This is a genomic window from Oxynema aestuarii AP17 (assembly GCF_012295525.1).
Lineage (GTDB): Bacteria > Cyanobacteriota > Cyanobacteriia > Cyanobacteriales > Laspinemataceae > Oxynema > Oxynema aestuarii.
Genome location: NZ_CP051167.1, coordinates 3,601,253 through 3,619,630 on the forward strand (window position 1 = coordinate 3,601,253; position 18,378 = coordinate 3,619,630).

General features: G+C 48.2%; 6 protein-coding genes and 1 CRISPR repeat array (1 of these 7 running past the window's edge). All 6 genes read right to left on the reverse strand.

Features of this window, described 5'->3' with window-relative positions; all coding sequences use genetic code 11:
• A CRISPR array of direct repeats spans nt 1-1,917; the repeat unit is 36 nt; unit sequence GTCCCCACTCGCTGGGGAAACTAATTGAATGGAAAC; it begins 173 nt to the left of the window's first position.
• Nucleotides 1,918-1,956: 39 nt separating this feature from the next.
• Nucleotides 1,957-8,076 (reverse strand): DEAD/DEAH box helicase, encoded by a 6,120-nt coding sequence (locus HCG48_RS14665; protein WP_210437038.1) that lies wholly within the window; start codon nt 8,074-8,076, stop codon nt 1,957-1,959.
• Nucleotides 8,077-8,180: 104 nt separating this feature from the next.
• Nucleotides 8,181-10,661, reverse strand: coding sequence for a S8 family peptidase (locus tag HCG48_RS14675; RefSeq protein WP_168569826.1), 2,481 nt, complete (start codon nt 10,659-10,661; stop codon nt 8,181-8,183).
• A 1-nt stretch (nt 10,662) separates the two neighbouring features.
• Nucleotides 10,663-11,667, reverse strand: coding sequence for an AAA family ATPase (locus tag HCG48_RS14680; protein ID WP_168569827.1), 1,005 nt, complete (start codon nt 11,665-11,667; stop codon nt 10,663-10,665).
• A 337-nt stretch (nt 11,668-12,004) separates the two neighbouring features.
• Nucleotides 12,005-12,601, reverse strand: coding sequence for a Uma2 family endonuclease (locus tag HCG48_RS14685; protein ID WP_168569828.1), 597 nt, complete (start codon nt 12,599-12,601; stop codon nt 12,005-12,007).
• A gap of 191 nt (nt 12,602-12,792) precedes the next feature.
• A complete protein-coding gene (locus HCG48_RS14690) occupies nt 12,793-17,256 on the reverse strand; it encodes an Eco57I restriction-modification methylase domain-containing protein (protein ID WP_246260126.1) in 4,464 nt (1,487 codons plus the stop codon).
• Nucleotides 17,257-17,325: 69 nt separating this feature from the next.
• A complete protein-coding gene (locus HCG48_RS14695; protein ID WP_168571816.1) occupies nt 17,326-18,363 on the reverse strand; it encodes an IS630 family transposase in 1,038 nt (345 codons plus the stop codon).
• Nucleotides 18,364-18,378: the final 15 nt, after the last annotated feature.

Below are 18,378 nucleotides of genomic sequence, written 5' to 3' on the forward strand. Positions count from 1 at the left end.
AAACCCTCGATGTTTGCACCCTCTAAATTAACGCCTTCGAGATTGGGTCCCCACTCGCTGGGGAAACTAATTGAATGGAAACCTGACATCAACGTCAATTTTCACCTTATTCTGATCCTGAGGTCCCCACTCGCTGGGGAAACTAATTGAATGGAAACCTCCCCGATAGAACTCCTTGTTCGACCGCCGCGAGCCGTCGGTCCCCACTCGCTGGGGAAACTAATTGAATGGAAACAGCTGAGATCGGCACCCTCTAAGCATGCGTCACTCGTCCCCACTCGCTGGGGAAACTAATTGAATGGAAACGCCTTCCGTAAGTCTACACCACGTAAGAAGGCGCGGTCGAGGATCGCACCGCTCAGGTTGGCTCCCCGGAGAGTCCCCACTCGCTGGGGAAACTAATTGAATGGAAACGTTAAGGTGTCTTTCAGAGAAAGCAGGACGCTCGCGGGTCCCCACTCGCTGGGGAAACTAATTGAATGGAAACCCCTGAGAGGTTTACACCTGAAAGATCTGAATTGCTGAGTCCCCACTCGCTGGGGAAACTAATTGAATGGAAACCATACTACGAATTCGAAGATTTCCTCGCTCTGCCATTCCTGGTCCCCACTCGCTGGGGAAACTAATTGAATGGAAACATACCTTCACGGTCTGGCTCCTGAGGGCAGATGTTAAGTCCCCACTCGCTGGGGAAACTAATTGAATGGAAACAGGCCACCTGGGCCGCTAAGTCCAGCATGTTTGAGGGAGTCCCCACTCGCTGGGGAAACTAATTGAATGGAAACTTTAATGCTCGGAGGTCTATGCCCCCGTACAGCCGAGCCTCTGGTCCCCACTCGCTGGGGAAACTAATTGAATGGAAACGGATATGAAACTCTTGATGTTTTATCTCCGAAAGTATGTCCCCACTCGCTGGGGAAACTAATTGAATGGAAACTCTGGGAGGCAGGCGAACGCCCGAAGGATCTCCTCCTGAAGGAGGGAGTCCCCACTCGCTGGGGAAACTAATTGAATGGAAACCTCATTCCAAACTTTCCTTTTTTGTTCGTGTAACTCAAATATAGAGTCCCCACTCGCTGGGGAAACTAATTGAATGGAAACGAGGTCAGCGCCCCGGAGGTCAGCGCCCCGGAGATCGGGTCCCCACTCGCTGGGGAAACTAATTGAATGGAAACGAAAGAACCGCAATGTTTGAGAGAGAGATATCTAGAGTCCCCACTCGCTGGGGAAACTAATTGAATGGAAACTCAGAATCTTTAAAGTAGCCCATTGGTTTTCCTGGTTCAGTGTCCCCACTCGCTGGGGAAACTAATTGAATGGAAACATAATATAATCGATCTTCGATTCCGCTATTTCTCGAGTCCCCACTCGCTGGGGAAACTAATTGAATGGAAACGAAGAAGTGTTAGTAACTCCTGGGCTTTATCATTAGAGTCCCCACTCGCTGGGGAAACTAATTGAATGGAAACTATTCGACCTAACGTGTGGAACTCATTTATTAGAATTAAAAGTCCCCACTCGCTGGGGAAACTAATTGAATGGAAACATTTCTCGGAGGTATTCATCCTGGATTTGATTCAGTCCCCACTCGCTGGGGAAACTAATTGAATGGAAACAATACTTTCGTATCCGCCAGTTCTGCTTCAGTGTCCCCACTCGCTGGGGAAACTAATTGAATGGAAACTTGATGAAGTCAGCAACATCTTCATACTCCAGAGGCTTCTCCCCTAGTCCCCACTCGCTGGGGAAACTAATTGAATGGAAACAATAACTTATCAATATTCCATCCGTATCATTCTAAGTCCCCACTCGCTGGGGAAACTAATTGAATGGAAACCTCCTCAAAGAGTTTCTCCCGGTTTTGTACTCCGGATTGGATGAGTCCCCACTCGCTGGGGAAACTAATTGAATGGAAACTCTATATCTTTGTCTATTTTTACTAAAAAAAGAAACAGCTTACCCCGGATTGACTGCTGCTGACGCCTCAGAACTCGCCACCTCAAACCAACTTTCCGGGTTGTCTCTTAGGGTTTTTGCTTGTGCTTTCCCCAGTAAAATTTGACCTAAGCGGAAGAAGACTTTCGCCATTGCGCCTCGATCGCTTAAATTACCCACCGGAATTTCGATGACTTCATACCCTTCATAGCGCAGTTGTTCGCGAATATCTCGATCGCGCTTTTGCCGATCTGGGTCGCCATGCAAATGCCGACTCATGCCATCGAGATAAATGCAGATTCCCTCAAATCGTTCTGTTGGGTCTTCATAAAAAAAATCGGGAGTGGTGGTTCCCAAGGGTCTGCCTAAATCAATGGCATACTGTGCTGCTGGAGTGGGAAAACTGGCGCGTTGCAACATATCCCGCAGAATCGTCTCGGGATTGTTGACGGGTTTTTCTCCAGAGGTTTCTTCCACGTTGGGAAGTTTCGGGGGAATGTCGTGACCGAACTGTAACTCATGTCCCCATTCGTTAATTTTTTCGGTGGCGAGGTGACGGTTGAGGTGGCGGTGATAGTAGGAATTGCGATAGGTAAACAAACAGTCAATGCAGGCGGTATCGCACACTGCCGGACAGCGGACGGTGACTTCTAAAGCGGCAGAGGTGACATCGATCCAGCGATCGCAGATTCGATCTAGCAGTCCCGACCCTCCCGGCATCGGATCGTACAGCATCGCATCTACTTTTTCTTGGCCGGGATAGGCGATCGCCAATACTTGCAAATCGTCCAATTCCATCTCTAAAATATTGGCCGCGCCAAATCGTAACGCTTCGGCAATGCTATATGCTTCCTGGCGGTTGGCGCAGTCTTGGATGGTTAAGACATCCACGACAATATCGGCAAAAAATCCAGTGGGTTCTACGGGTTGACCGCAACGTTCCGCATGATCTTCGGCAAACTTGGCGCGATCGCCATCGGAAGAGAGTGGCGATCGCGTTTGACCGCAAACCGTACAAACTGGATATCCCAAATTATTATAAGGGAGCGAGACGCTCCCACTCCAATTCGCCGCGCCAACATTCACCAAGCGTAGGTGTACCCCTTGGCGCAACAACGCCGTTTTTTGTCCCCACTGATAAGCTTTTCCACCACTATGCCGATTTTGTTCCGAACCGACGATCGAGACTGCCATCTGGAAGCGGTAGTCTTCTTCATCGCTAATGTGCGATTGATGGGGGAGGTCTACATCGCAGATGGGAACCGCGCGAAGGGACGCAATACTTAAACTGCTGGGGGTTGCCCTAGAAACTCCCACCTCGGCGATCGCTTCATTGGTAACGTCTACTTGAAACAAGGTGAGTTGCTGTTGCGGTTCTAAATGGTAGAATCGCGGCACGAAGCGATGACCGTTGGCATAAATTAAGTTACCGGGAACGTATTCGCGCAAGGCAGTGGCCGAAGGTCGCGGCAGTTCAAAGTCAGAGATTCCCATCAGGTGACGCGGGACTTGCGCGACTCCCAAAACCGAACCGACTTCTAATCCGTAACCGGGGAGAAATCCTTCGGCGGCGAGGACGCTGTAAGTATTGATGTCGTCATATCCTTCGCTTTCCCGTTTGCGGCGGGATTGAATGCCTTTGAGTTTTTTGACGAGGCGATCGCAGCGTTGGCGTAACGCTTCCTCATCCGGGTCTAAGGTTCCCTTGCGCTGGCGAACCGCATCCAGTCGCGCCATTTGGTTTAATGACCATTGCAGGCGCTTCCACAGGCGATCGATAACTTCCGCAAGGCGATCGCCGGTGTTGAGAATGTAGTCGCGCAGTTTGGCAGGGGTGACGACTCCGACGCTTTCTGTCGGCCACTGTTGTGCGAATACTTGTGCGACTTTTTCCGATAAAATCGGTTCGGTTTTGGCAATCAGGTGACTGAGGCGGTCTACGGATAGGGGGACTTGCCGAACGTTACCGTTTTCATCGAATAGATAAGGTTTGACTTGGGTGGGGAAACAGGTTTTCAGGATATCGGCAATTTCTTCGCGATCGCCTTTTGTTAAATTTCCTTCCCCGCGTCGCAGTTGATGCAAAACCGTTAACACGGTGGCGTGAACGTGCTTTTCCACCATCAGGGGATTGCGGAGGTTGAAACGCGGTGGCGCGATCGCACCATTGAGCAGTTTCATCGGGTCGTTAAAATAGGCGCGATCGTGACTCGCTTGCCGCGCATAGGTGAGATTGACTGCCATCCGATGCCGTCTGCCAGCGCGTCCGGCGCGTTGCCAGTAGTTGGCGGGGAGGGGGGGAACGTTTCGCATCAACACTGCATCCAGTCCCCCGATATCCACTCCCATCTCTAAGGTGGGGGTACAAACCAAGGTATTCACATATTCCCCATCGCCTTTAAACAATCGTTCTAAAATTTCGCGTTCCTTCGCGGGAACTTGTGCCGAATGCTCTCTGGCTCGAAGGGTGGTAAACTGTTGGTCGAGTACCATCAAATCGTAATTGTCGGCATTTTCTTCTTCATATTCCAAAGTTCCCGAACAACGCCACGCCATACAGGTCAATTTCGGTGTGGGTCGAATGTGACTGCGGCGGCAAATTTGACAGCGATAAATCCCTTGGTGAGACGTCAGTCGGATTTTATCGGCATCAATTTGATAGACGCCGTTACATCCTCTGAGAGGTTGGTTGCGCGAACTCAGTAGCGGAACTTGGACGAGAATTTTAAGCTGTTCGGTGAGTAATTCCCAAAGTTCTTCGTAAAATTCGGCAATGCTATCTTTATGGATTCCCCAATTTCTTGCCGCTTGTCGCGCTAGAGTATCGCCTTTAGCACTTAACCACTGCTGCACGCGATTGGCATTGTCTGCCGGGTCTCGTTGCAGTTTCAATCCTTTGGGGACACCTTGGAGTAAGGGGAGATACCCGCGCTGAATTTCGCGATCGCCTTCTTTCCAGAATCGCGAGAAAATTCGTCCTTCGGGGTCGAATAAAATATTGCCGCGTCGGGAGACATCGAGTAAGGAGGCAATTCCTTCGATGAGTTCTTCGGGAGAAACTCGCAAGAAAGTGGCCCATTTTTGAATAAATTCGAGATCGGGAGTTAGTCCTAAATAGTGGATTTTCATCCGTCCCCAGGGTTCTAACCCGATGCGTTGTTTGACGCCGGTGGCAATTTCTCGCAGAACGGCGATTCTGAGGAAATATTTGCGTTCTTGTCGGTGTTTTTGTCCCGCCGCTTCTTTGCGTTCCACGTCCCAAACTTCGGGGATTAAGGTGCGAGAGAGTTCGTCATCATCATCTAATAAGTCATCGAGATAGGCGGTGAGGTCGCCGATCGAGACTTCGCTTTGTTGGATGCGATCGTACATTAAACTTCGCAGGCGGTAGCGTCTGGCGCGATCGCGCATCCAACCGGACTGAAAGGCGGCATCTTGGCGGTTATCGGCAAAGATGAGCAGGCGACGGCGTTCGGCATAATGGATGGCATTTTGTGCCAAAACGTGAACGTCTGAAACGGTGACGGCGCGAACGGGTCGAGTCGGTTCGCGATATCCGCCGACGCCGTGGCGTCCCAATGCCTGACAGGTGACGCAACTGCTCAGTTTGCCGGGGTATTTGGATTTTTGGCGAACCGCCAACAGTTCGATGAGTCCTCCGGGATGACCGCAACCGCGACAGCGATCGCAGAATAGATCGTGCAAGGTGCCGCAGTGTCGGCAAAAATAGAGGGGGACGGTGGAATTGGGATATTGACGTTCGCGGCTATGAGAAGATAGGGAGCGAGACGCTCCCACCCCCGTAGTGCGAGCATCTTGCTCGCTGCTATGAGACGATAGAAAATCGTCTGTGTAGTCTTCAATATTCTCGTCATCGGTAACGAGTTTATCCAAGAGGATGACGCGATCGCCTCCTCGTTCGGAACTGAGAGGTTTCCAGATAACCCGATGTTCGGTGAGTTGTCCCCCTTCCGGTTGTTTGTCGAAAAACTTAAAATCGCCGACGTGATGGCTAAAATAATGCTGTCCGCAGGTGGTACAGGTGGTGACTGGCAACCGAAACAATCCATCTCCACCACTTTCACCGACAGCATCTTCCGCCGACAACCACAGTTGGGGACGAGTTTGACCGGAGGGAAAGGTCACGACTGCGCCACCGACGCCGCGAATGAATCCATGTATCACCGGACGCAGTAAGGGCCGGTTATCTTTGCGAGAGGAGGCACCTAACGCCAACCACGCTAAAATTTCTTCCTCGGAAATCGGGCGATCGCTGCGGCGTTGCAAGTCGCCAACCAGTTCGGGAAGCAGGCGGGGTTTTTTCAGCGCATCGGCGATTTGGTAAACCAGTTCGTTGGCAGCAAGGCAGTTGTAGAGACTTTCCTGCCAGTTTTTGACGTCAAGCGCTTCCCCCGTCATCCCTTGAAACACTGCCACTAATAATTGATTCTCCAGGGAGCGAGATTGATTCTCCAGGGAGCGAGATTGATTCTCCAGGGAGCGAGACGCTCCCACTTCTGGGGGGGTGCGAGCATCTTGCTCGCTGCTGTCAAAAGATTGGGAGCGAGACGCTCCCACTTCTGGGGGAGTGCGAGCATCTTGCTCGCTGCTGTCAAAAGATTGGGAGCGAGATTGATTCTCCAGGGAGCGAGACGCTCCCACTTCTGGGGGGGTGCGAGCATCTTGCTCGCTGCTGTCAAAAGATTGGGAGCGAGATTGATTCTCCAGGGAGCGAGATTGATTCTCCAGGGAGCGAGACGCTCCCACTTCTGGGGGAGTGCGAGCATCTTGCTCGCTGCTGTCAAAAGATTGGGAGCGAGATTGATTCTCCAGGGAGCGAGATTGATTCTCCAGGGAGCGAGACGCTCCCACCCCTGGGGGAGTGCGAGCATCTTGCTCGCTGCTGTCAAAAGATTGGGAGCGAGACGCTCCCACTTCTGGGGGGGTGCGAGCATCTTGCTCGCTGCTGTCAAAAGATTGGGAGCGAGACGCTCCCACCCCTGGGGGAGTGCGAGCATCTTGCTCGCTATTGCTATAATTGTCCAACGCATCCAAGACGTTTCGCAATTGGACTGCCGGATTGCCGGAGAGGGGTGGCGGCAACTGGCGGTGAGGTTGCCAGTCATCCTGTTGGTATTCTTCCCGAACCAAGATCGCGCGATCGGCATCAATCCCGAAGAATCGGACGGCGAAATCTTTTCCCGCATTTAATCCTTGTTCCGGATCGGCAATGGTGGCGGAGGTGGCGATGCAGGTGGTTTCCCCAGCACTTTTGCCGCAAAACGATCGCAGGCGACGGATCAGACAGGCAGTTTCTGCACCGGCAGCACCTGAGAAGGTATGTGCTTCATCAAACACCAGATAATCCAATCTGGCGCGATCGAACAATTCCACATCCCGTCCTCGGGTGAGGAGGAGTTCCAATTGGTTGACGTTGGTGAGGAGAATGCGCGGCGGATTTTTCCGCATTTCTTCGCGAGAAACCCGTTCTTCTGGGGGATAAATCGCATAAGATTGTTTTTCCTGTTGGGATTTTTTCAGTGCCTTTTGATAGTCGAGGCGAGAGGCACCCGGTTTGAGGCGTTGTCCCGTAGCGGCAGCAGTTTTTTCCGGCGTTTTGCCGACATACATCCCAAAACTGATACCACTACCGCAGAGAAGTTCTCGCAAGCGTCCCAGTTGGTCTTCTGCCAGCGCATTCATCGGATAAACGATAACGGCGACAATTCCCGGCGGTGCATTTTCATCCCGCAAGTCCAAACAATGGGAAATTATCGGATAGAGGAAACATTCGGTTTTGCCGGAACCCGTTCCTGTGGAGACGAGGGTGGGATTGCTGTTGAGAATGGCACGAATTGCCGTTTCTTGATGACCGTAGAGAGTGGGATAGGCGGCAATTTGGGTTAAATGCGGGTGGAGGAGACCTTCTTTCACCAGGGTGGAAATTTTGGCACCTTCACGGAAACTGCGGGAAAGACTGATATAAGGGCCTTTAAATAAGGGAGTGTGGCGAGTTTTTTCCAGGTTGAGGAGTCCCCGCATCTGTTCGTAGAGGTGGGAGTCAGCGAAGGGATAGGCCGTCAGTTGGTATTTGAGGAAGTCGCTGACAATTTTTTCGGTGTAGAGGATAGGGTTGAGCATGAGTTTTAGGCTTTAGAGAACAATAGGAGTTTTGAGTTCGTACTAACGATTTCAGTCCCCCTTCCCCTATTCGTCATAAAAATGTCGTTTTGTCGCGTGGGAGTTTAGATATCAATCGGAACAACTGTACTGACTAAATTATACACTGGCGTGTAAATGTCAACGTCAACTTCCGGGACTCGAATGGAAACAATTAAGGAATAGGACGATATTGCCTCGTAACGGTCTAAATATTTCTTCTCTTTCCACCATCCCCCCACTGGATAGACGGCGATCGCATCTTTCTGCGCCAACTCAACTGCCGTGCCATACCAAACGTCCGAATGTATAGAACCAACATCTCTGGCCTTCGGTCCCAAAAACCATTTTTCATTGTCAGAATGATTTGAAACGGGGTTGTCTTCCTCTTCTTCTCTCACAGCTTGATTGATTCGCCACCTGAAATCCCGATCGCTTTCCAGAGAACCTTTGACCTGAAACCGCAATCCATGCGAAGCATAACGGTGGCGATAAGCCCATCCTCGCTCTCCGGGATTGGGTTCTATAAAGTAGGAGAGAGTAATCTTTAGCTCTACGTTGGCCTCTCCTAATTCTTCTAGTTTTTCCTGTGGCCAGGGCAGTTGGTGAAGCTTCATTTCTTTTAGCTTAACGCTATTTACCTCTAAATAAAACGGCTGAATTTCATCTTCAATAATTAAAGTTAAATCGTTTTTAGCACTTTGAAGCGCACGGCCTAAATCGGGAACGCCGTAACCATAGCGTCTTACAAGATTGCATCTAGATGTTTTAGAAGACGCACCATTGAAATGCTTCTGCATTGCTGGAGTCCATTCAGCGGAATGGACAATCAGTGCGCGTACCGTTTCTGGACGATAATTGGGATGTTCTGACATGATACGTGCTGCCATATAACTGGCGAGAGCAGTTGCAGAACTGGTATCGCTTATGCGATCGAACATTCTCAGATTCGGGCGATAATGAGTGGTGAGCAGACACAGATCGTTAATAGACTCCCCTGGATTTTGACCATCCCAGGCCATATTTCCCCCTTCAAAAACAACATCCGGGCGAATCGGCCATTGAGTTTCCCATGTGACGGATGTCCGACTTCGAGGAGAAAGATCGCCTCCAGGTGCTACGGTTTGCCAACCCTGATAGTTAGGGTCAATAATATTAATTTTTTCCGTATAAGCACCCACAACAAGAGGATTCCACGCTTGTCCGGGATTTTCTATGGGTTCAGTATCGTTAATATCCAGGTAATTCGTTACAGGGATATCTTGACGAATATTACCTGCAGATATAACCATCAGTCGCCGGAAATCGCCATCGTTGAAGCACAGTCGATCTATTGCTGCAGACCAAGATGATGGCGTTCCTCTATGGTTAGAGAGGGTTTCGCTCGTGACTGCCATGCACAATACTCGACGGCGGGTCGGTTCGTGAATTTCAGGTAAGGAAATCCCTTGCTCTGTTATTGCACCATAAAGCTCCGGCTTATTTCCTCCAGAATTAGGTAGTATTTTAACCGATTCTAAACGGTGTAACAGTTTCACTGGTTCAGAGGTTGCTAAAAAATCCATCAGGGAGTCAGAATACAAGCATAAACCCGCCATTGCTGTTCCGTGACCCTGCCACTGCGGACTATCATTAACCCCCCACGAGGGTTCTACAGTATGCATATCATTTTGAGCGAGTCCTGGGGAAAGTAGCGGGTGACGTTGCACTACGCCACTGTCTAAGAGGCAGATCGATACGGCGTGTTTTCCGGGTTCAAGCAATCGTGCAGCTAAATCTTCCACCCATTCATCTTGTTCTCGCGTTCTCATTTCCAGAAAGAACGAGGGTGTATCTTTGGCAAGTCGCAATTCTGCTACAGCATCAGAGTTTTTGATAATTTGCGCCATTGCTTCAACGTTGCACATTGCAAGAACAATCTCGCGTTCAGGGAAAGACAACGTATGAGAGTTTATTCTGACATCGAGTATTGTAGCGACTTGCTCAAATCCTTCTTTTTTGCCTTTTCGGAGCCAAACTTCCCACCATATTTCTCGATTGTCTTGTGGGAATAAGGCCGGTTCATCTGTAAATAGGGATTGAACGGTTCCAATGTCCACTCCTTCTAATCGCGCAATGAGTGCCTCATTTTTTGGCTTATTTTTCTTGGTATCTTCGTCTCGATACTCTTCAATCTTTTTGAGGAAGTAGTTGGCGGCGGACTCTGGCACGAAAACAGTCGCTCGAACCATATCTTGTTGTTCGGGCAGTTGACTAACCGCAACCAGTTCAATCTTTTTTTGACGGTTTTCTAGGGATTTTAATGCAGCCGTTTCTTCAGCTTTAAGTTGAAATTCTAGGTAAAATCCTGGAACTCCAACCGCTACATTAGAATTGCGAGACTTGATTTGCTGACGCGCTTCCTGAATTGCGCGATCGATCGCCTGTTCTAAAAATTGGGCGTGTTCTTTTCTATCTCGTTCGGGAGGAGATTTGGAACCACCGCCTTGCGGAGGTCTTTTATAGGCTTCATTCTTGCCTTTTTCTGGCACGTAGATATGAGGAAACTGCCTGGATTTTTCAACCATGCTATGAGGATGCTGTTAGCGAACGTTGAGTGGTAATATTTTTCCTTTCTAAAATAGCATACACTAAGTTCTCTTTGTGGATACGATCGCTGTTGGATAACACAGCCTGTTTTGCTGCCTCATCTGCTGCGCGAACCAAATCTGCTAAACTTAAATCTCGTGCAATACTTAGAATTTCCGACCAATCATTCCAGGCTATTTCAAATAAAACCAGTCTATTTTCGAGAAGCGTTTGAATCATTTCGTTTGAGGGAAAATCATATTCTATAACATCATCAAATCTCCGAAATAAAGCTTCATCAAGTAAGTTGGGATGATTCGTTGCAGCTAGAATTAAACTCTCGCTAGTATCGCTGTCAATAAAAAGCAAAAAAGAATTTAAAACTCGGCGAATTTCCCCAACATCATTACTGCTATTACGCTGAGTTCCAATAGCATCGAATTCGTCGAAAAAGTAAACCCCCCTTGTCGCTGACATGGCATCAAAAATTAATTGCAGTCTGCTGGCTGTTTCTCCCATAAATTTGCCAATCAAACTACTGTAAATTGCTGTGAATAGAGGTAGTTGCAATTCCCCCGCTAATGCAGCAGCAGTCATGGTTTTCCCCGAACCGGGGGGACCGACTAGCAGAATCTTGCGACGAGGAGACAAGTTATACTCTTGCAGGCGATTTCGCTGCTTTTGTTCTGTGATAATCCGTTTTAATCTCAACTCCAGTTCGGAGGAAAGTACCATATCCGTCAGTTTAGTATCTGGATATCGTGCCGAGAGTAAATTGGCTAATTCGCCTTTGGGTTGAACGAGGGGAATTAAACCCGGTTTGGGTTCTATTGCAGACTGGCGATTTTTCGCTTCATTAATCAGATCTCGGATTTCTAACGCAAGTTTTCCATGTCCCTGTCTGGCTTCATGCGCTGCAATTTGGAGGGCGGCAGAATAAAACTGCTGCTCTTCGCCTTCTATATGGCTTTTTAGAAGTGCTATAACTTGACGAGCAGTAGGCATAGATCGGCGATCCTCTCTCAGAACAGCACATGTAACTTGGCTGTTAATACTTTCTTATTTTACTCGATTTTTGATTTTTTATTCAAACTTCTTGACGAAACTTAAGCAAATTTAAAGAGCTTGAAGTTGACTTTATAACGTGAATTTTATCTATATTTTGATAATAAAATATCCTTATTTTTGGGGATGTAATACTATTTTTCTGAAAGGTTCGTGGAGATACATCACTTGTAATGATGCGGTAATGCCGTGTCCCTACTGATGTCTGAAAGTTTGCCGGATTGTTAATAAAGCTGGGTCACTCAATCATCTGGCGTGGCTAAGGGGGTTGTTGCCATTACCAAATTGTCGATAAATTCAAGACAAACCCTGGTAAAATATCCTCAGCGCTTACGGTGGCTGGATTCTCTAAACATTCCACAGCTCTATCGGGACGATAAATATAAACTTTGCGCTCTTTGCGGTCGATTAACCAACCGAGGGAAACGCCATTCTCGATATATTCTTGCAGTTTGTCTTGTAAGGTTTTTAGATTGTCGCTGGGGGAACGCAGTTCGACGACAAAATCGGGGCAGATGGGGGCGAAGGTTTGTTTTTGTTCTGGGGTGAGTGCGTTCCATCGTTCTCGTTTTATCCAGGCGACGTCGGAGGAACGGATGGCGCCGTTGGGAAGGGTAAACCCGGTGGAGGAATCAAACCCGATCCCGGTTTGGTTTTGTTTGGTCCAGATTCCGAATTGGAGGATTAAATCAAAGTTCCGGTTTCCGGTTTCGGAACCTGTGGGGGAGATGATGGTAATTTCTCCAGTGGCGGTGCGTTCGATGCGATAATCCCGGTTTTGCTGGCAAAAGGTAAAAAATTGCTGGTCTGTCATCTCTATGGCGGGAGACATTTGCAACACCAATGGGGGGGTTTCTGGGAGGGTTTGGGTCATGGTTCATGTTTTGGGTGATGGTTTTTGGGGTGATATAGCGGTTCTCGCAAAGATGCGATAATTTTTTTGAGGAGTGCGAGCTACAAGAAACGCTAATTGACTAGCGAGCTAGAAGCTCGCACTCCTGGATCCATTCTTATCTATCTACCTAACCAATCTGAGAAACGCTATGGGTGAATTACTCCTCGGATTTATTGTTTTTTCCGTTTTGATTTGGGTTCGATGATGTTGCCAAATAAATCGACGTTGAGGGGATTGCCAAACCTATCGGTTGGCGGGACATAATCGGGGTCGCTGGGGAGTTTTTCGGTTTTGCGCGGAGTGTCGGGGGTGTCGTTGGTGGTGTTATTTTCTTGATTAAAGGTTTGCGGGGTGTCTCCGAGGAGGCGGCGCAGGTTGTCGGCGTGTCTCTCGCATTCTTGCCAGGAGTCTTCGATGGTTCCTTCGAGTTGCCAGGGGAGGAATCTGTCGCCGAGTCTGGCGGCGACGGGTTGGGGTTCTTCGGCGCGGGGGTCATGTCCCAATCCATAGTCTGCCAATCTCACGGTGTCGGGTAGCATCCACCCTTCCCCGTCATTGAGGTTGAGGAAGGGTTCTAAACCGAGGCGTTTGAGTTCGTGGAAGGCGATTTGGGATAAGACGGTGTGTCGCAATTCCGGATCTTTGTCTTTGTCAACCCGCCAAAATCCTTTGGGTTCTAGGGTGCGTGCAAAAGCATTATCGCAGACTTGTGCGGCAGGATAATCGCAGTCTCGCAATATCCAGGTGAAGTCTTCGATATCCAATCCGTAGAGTTCGGCAACCACTGCATCGAGGATACAGCGCAGGCGCAGGCGTTCGTGAGGGGTGATGGCCCAGAGTTGATACCAAGAGCGAGCGATAATCTTATGGGTATTGGCAAATTTTGTTCTTAATTTTATCCAATCTTCTGCAAATAGAGTATAAGCACCATTTAATTGTAAAACTTTAATTGCTAGTAACTGGTTGTTTTCACTTGCGGAACCACAAGCGGTAGGTATTTCTGCGGCAATATGATAGTCTAGCTGAGTTCCACCCACTCTACTTCTAACAACAGAATCAAAAGCATAACTATTTAAGTAAGCAGGTAAAGCTAGAGTCGCAATATGTTGAATGGGTGCAAAAATTGAAGCTTTGTCTCCGCAAGGCATATCAGGGACTAATCCACAGATAGTAGTTCTATAATCTGTATTCCGAGCAACTCTTCGTACTGATGGTTTAGTGCCTCGAATCATTCGAGGTTTTCCATACGCATCTTTTGCTGTAATTAGATATTGCGGGCGGATTGATTTATGCTCCCAAGTAATTTCTTCCCAAATTGCTCTAACTCCGGTTCCACTTATCCAACCTTTAGGAGAAAAATCAAACTGATGTATCATAATCCCCTGATACAACGGTAGCGCCACGTCTTCTACCTCATCGACGTGAATGGCGCTAGTGCCATCAACGGATAAAATTAGCCCTTCGGGACGCTGCAAAATGGAGGGGGAACCGTCATAGGGTTGCCAGTTGCCTTTTAACCAATGTCCGTATTCGTCGGCGCGATATCCTTTTGCTTCCCACTGGGGACGGGGTGGGAATAATTTCGAGTCGCTGGTCATGTTAAAATCACCTTGGCGATACTGAATCCCCCACCCTTCGGGACTGTCATCCCCTAACAAGACGCCGTTATCGTACATTTTCTCTAAGATTGCTAAGTCGCGATCGCTTCTAATTTCTAGCAATGCGCCGGTGTTGGGACTGAATTTGCGAATTTCGCTGGCGGGAACCGAGAGATAGTTGCGATCGCCTAAAATATCCGTTTCCAATTCTTGCGCGGTGGGAGAGTCGCCGGGTCCTAACCGAAAGCGAGTGGCGATCGCATCGGTACTTCCTCCCTTGACAACCGTAAACATCACCATCTTATTGCGATGGTCGATATCTTTAAACACAAACCGCTCATTTTGGAACGCATAAAGGTGCGTCCACTGACAGCAATTTAAAAATAAGTTTCGTAAATCTCCTGCACCCTTATCGCTGTACAGTCCAGAGGGAACGATTAAACTTAACCGTCCGCCATCTTTGAGCAAAATATGTCCTAACTCAGCAAATAATTTTTGAGTATAGGGTTTTCCTTCACCTTGATAGCGGAACGGGTGACGCTTATCCGCATATCCGATATGCTGCTGGCGACGCTGACGCCACAAGTCATGCAATAACTCGGTTTCTTTACTCGATCTCGATAAACTGAACTTGCCGCCGTCCTCTTCCGGATCTCCAAACGGAAATCCCACATTTTTCGTCCAATTCGATAGCGCCTTCAGGTTGTCGCAATACAACAACCAGCTTTTCTCGATTTGCGGGTCACTTTGAAAATACTCTACCTGTTTCGCTAACGCTTCCTGCTTGCCGTAGGTGCGATAAAGCGGGTCGATATTTGAGAAAAATTCCATCGAATTGGGTTGTAAAGTTTCCCAAGGGGGATTTCCCACAATGGCGGTAAATCCATCATTCACCCCGGCAAACACATCGGGAAATTCTAACTCCCAATGGAAAAACTGATACTGTTGCGCCAATTCTGCCACTCGTTGCGCCATTTCCGGAGTCGGATCGAAAAAGTGCTGCGGTGTCGGTGCAATCTCTAACTCATCCCCCGGCCAAAACCACACCGCGCACCAACTATCGAATGCTTGTTTTAACTGCTGAATCGCTTTATCTTGGCGGAATTTCTGCTCGTATTCGTTTTCTTTCTTCTCTTCCGAGTCATAATCAATCGGTAGATCGTGCCATTCCAGGAATATCCCGACTGCTTCATCGTGAATCGCTTCGGGTAGTTTGGGTAAGGGAAAGGTGGTCTCGAAGTCAGCGATAATCGGTTTACTGGGGTCTAAGGTTTTCAGTAAAGCGGTTAACTCCTCTTTGACGCGACTGTTGCGGGTATCTTTAATCCCCTGAGTCCACTTATCTCCTTTTTGCTGTGCTTGTCCCTTTTTCTTGCCACTTTTCGCCACATATTCCCGATAGTGATGCACGAATTTATCGTGATTTGCATCTCCGGCGTCCCGTTCCCATGCCATCACCGGATAATCTTGGAAGCGATCGAACCAACATCCCACCAAAGAATTGCCACATTTTACCTTATGGTCGAGGAAACTAAACGGCAAACTTTTATCCATCGTTTCCACCCACAGGGATAACCGCGCCAACTCCACCGCCAAGGCGTCAATATCCACGCCATAAATACAGCGTTCCACCACATACCGCTTTAATCTGTGGCGAGAAAATGAGGTTTCTTCCCCTGAAGTGGGAGCGTCTCGCTCCCTCCCTATATGTTCTAATGTCAAGGGTAAATCTTTGACGCATTCGGCAAACCATTGGGGGATGGCATCAGCAGCGATTTCCACTCGCACTTGCTGGGTTATCGGATCTTCCCTCAACCACCCGTGATAGAACAAACTTTCATAAAGCGCATCAGTTAAAAATCCCAATGCTGCAATTAAAAAGGAACCGGAACCGCACGCCGGATCGCAGACTTTCACATCGAGGATTTCCTGGGGGGTTTTCGGATGCCATTGCGCGGCAGATGCTTTCCCATCGGGGTTAAGCGCCTCATCCACCGGCGGATTGTAAGCAAGGGGTAACAAGGTGCGGCGAACGGTGGGAACCGCCAACTGGGGACGGGTGTAGAAGGTTCCCGATCCTTTGCGGGTTCCTCCCCAACGCACTAAAAACCATTCTCCCGGCAACAATACCTCTAAAATCAGGCGCTTTGCCATCGTCTCCACGGCAGTTTCGTATTCTGCCAGGGCCTCTCGTTTCTTACTTTTCGGTTTTGTCACCAAGGAACCGACTTTCACCGCCCGAATCGCCCAGTTTGTCGCCCGTTGGCGCAATTCTAGGGTGCGATCGCCGTCTTCTGCCTCTGCGTCTGCATCGGTATCGCTGTCTTCTTCTTCCTCATCCACTTCCGCCTCAGACTCCTCCGCTTCTGCCTCGGCGTCGTCGTCACTCTCCTCCTCATCTTCGCTGGTAGAGGGTTTCGCCTTTTGCTTCAACTTCTCCACCAACGCTTTCAACGCCTTATCGTCCATTTCCTCCAACCGTTGCAGGGGTAAAGCGGGGCGATCGCCTAAATTTAAAAAGACGATGGGATTATCCGCCTCGACTTGGCGCAATTCAAAATCCAATAATCCCTCATAGAGAATGCCGATATACTCTGAAGAGAGTCCCGAAAAGTCTACAGGCGCTTCCACCCAGGTACTGCGCCGTCCCTGACGCACTTTCACTTTACTGCGCGTCAGCAATTCCAACATCCGATACACCATCGCATCCGAGGGAGAGTTCGCCGGATTTTCAAAGATTGCCAAAGCGCGGGCGATCGGATCCGAGGATAAACTATCCCCAGGAACGAATAATTTTCCCCCATAGCGCGGTACGATTAATTCTGGATGCGCCGAACCGCTATAGACTAAGCGAAACAGGGACAACAATCGCGGCCAAGCGCTGAAACTATTTCGCAACCGTTCCCCAGCGCGTCCCCCTGCCTGTCGCGTCAGCAGTTCGCGCAATCCTTGAATGCCATAAGATTCGTGATAGATGGGATTTTCCCGAGGTAACAGGTTTCGCGCTTCGGCAAACAGAATCACCACGCAACGCATAATCACCCGGTTGGCGGCGATGTAAATCTCGCGGTTGGTGATTTTACCCTGGGAGATAATATAGCAATCCTAAGTCATTTGTGGCAAAAATCCATAAGAATATAGCTTAGGGAAATCAAAAACTTGGCCATCAGCAAATATCTTGAATAGCTCTTTAACTCTTTTAAATGAATCACATAAAAAATAAAATGTTCTCAAGAAATTTTTAGTTTGCAGCCAAATATCTTCAACTGGATTTTGCTCGGGAGCATTCGGAGCAAACTTCGTACAAGTAATCAACCATTCATCTTCTTCTAAGCCTTCATTTAGCTCTTTTAAAAAATCTCGAAATTGTTGAGAGTCGTGATACCTGGCACCATCCCAAAAAATGGCTAATTTTTGTCCCGGTCTTTGTTCTCGTAAGTATTGTATAAACTGAATGGTATTGTCGGTATCGGCTTTCGGGTATTCTTGAAGAATAAATTCATGAGTTTGGTAATCTAAAGCGCCATAATAACTTTGGCGACTTTTTTGGTTTTTAATGGGAATTTCGACTCTTATATCTTTTCTTCCCCAAACAAAACCCAAGACGTCTCCCCAAAGAAGATGACATTCATCAATCATAAACACAGCAAGCTTTCCAGCTTTGATATCCTCTTCCCAGTCCTTAAGCTTCTTTTGAATTTCTTCTTCTTTTTTTTTGACTAGCTTTTCATCTTTGGCTGGATTCTTTTTTTGCGACTTTTTCCAGCTCATGCCAGCCGCTTTCAGCAAGTCATAATAACTTTGATTTGAAGAATAAATCACGTTGTATTCTTGCTGCAAATATCGTTTTAAGTCAGACAATCTCAAATACTCTTGTTGTCTTATCCATGAAGTGATTTGTGTTTTTTCTTCCGGTTTTAGATAGCCTTTACTTCCTTTGTATTGAAGATTCAAACTCTCAACACCCTCAAAAATTGCTTTATTTTTCCATTGACTAACGAAGCTCGAAGAAACATTTAATATTTCTTCAATTTTCTTAGAGGGTTGACCAGATAATTTCATTTTGGCTGCCAATGCTCTCTTCATTTCTTTGGTATTTGTGGTATTTTCAATGAAATTATCTAGCTCGTCTATGATATTCATGAGGTCTGTCTGATA

Bases quoted from the DNA above. Each gene is read 5' to 3' on its own strand.
- HCG48_RS14665 (WP_210437038.1), bottom strand. From the start codon at position 8,076: ATGCTCAACCCTATCCTCTACACCGAAAAAATTGTCAGCGACTTCCTC.
- HCG48_RS14675 (WP_168569826.1), bottom strand. From the start codon at position 10,661: ATGGTTGAAAAATCCAGGCAGTTTCCTCATATCTACGTGCCAGAAAAA.
- HCG48_RS14680 (WP_168569827.1), bottom strand. From the start codon at position 11,667: ATGCCTACTGCTCGTCAAGTTATAGCACTTCTAAAAAGCCATATAGAA.
- HCG48_RS14685 (WP_168569828.1), bottom strand. From the start codon at position 12,601: ATGACCCAAACCCTCCCAGAAACCCCCCCATTGGTGTTGCAAATGTCT.
- HCG48_RS14690 (WP_246260126.1), bottom strand. From the start codon at position 17,256: ATGCGTTGCGTGGTGATTCTGTTTGCCGAAGCGCGAAACCTGTTACCT.
- HCG48_RS14695 (WP_168571816.1), bottom strand. From the start codon at position 18,363: ATGAATATCATAGACGAGCTAGATAATTTCATTGAAAATACCACAAAT.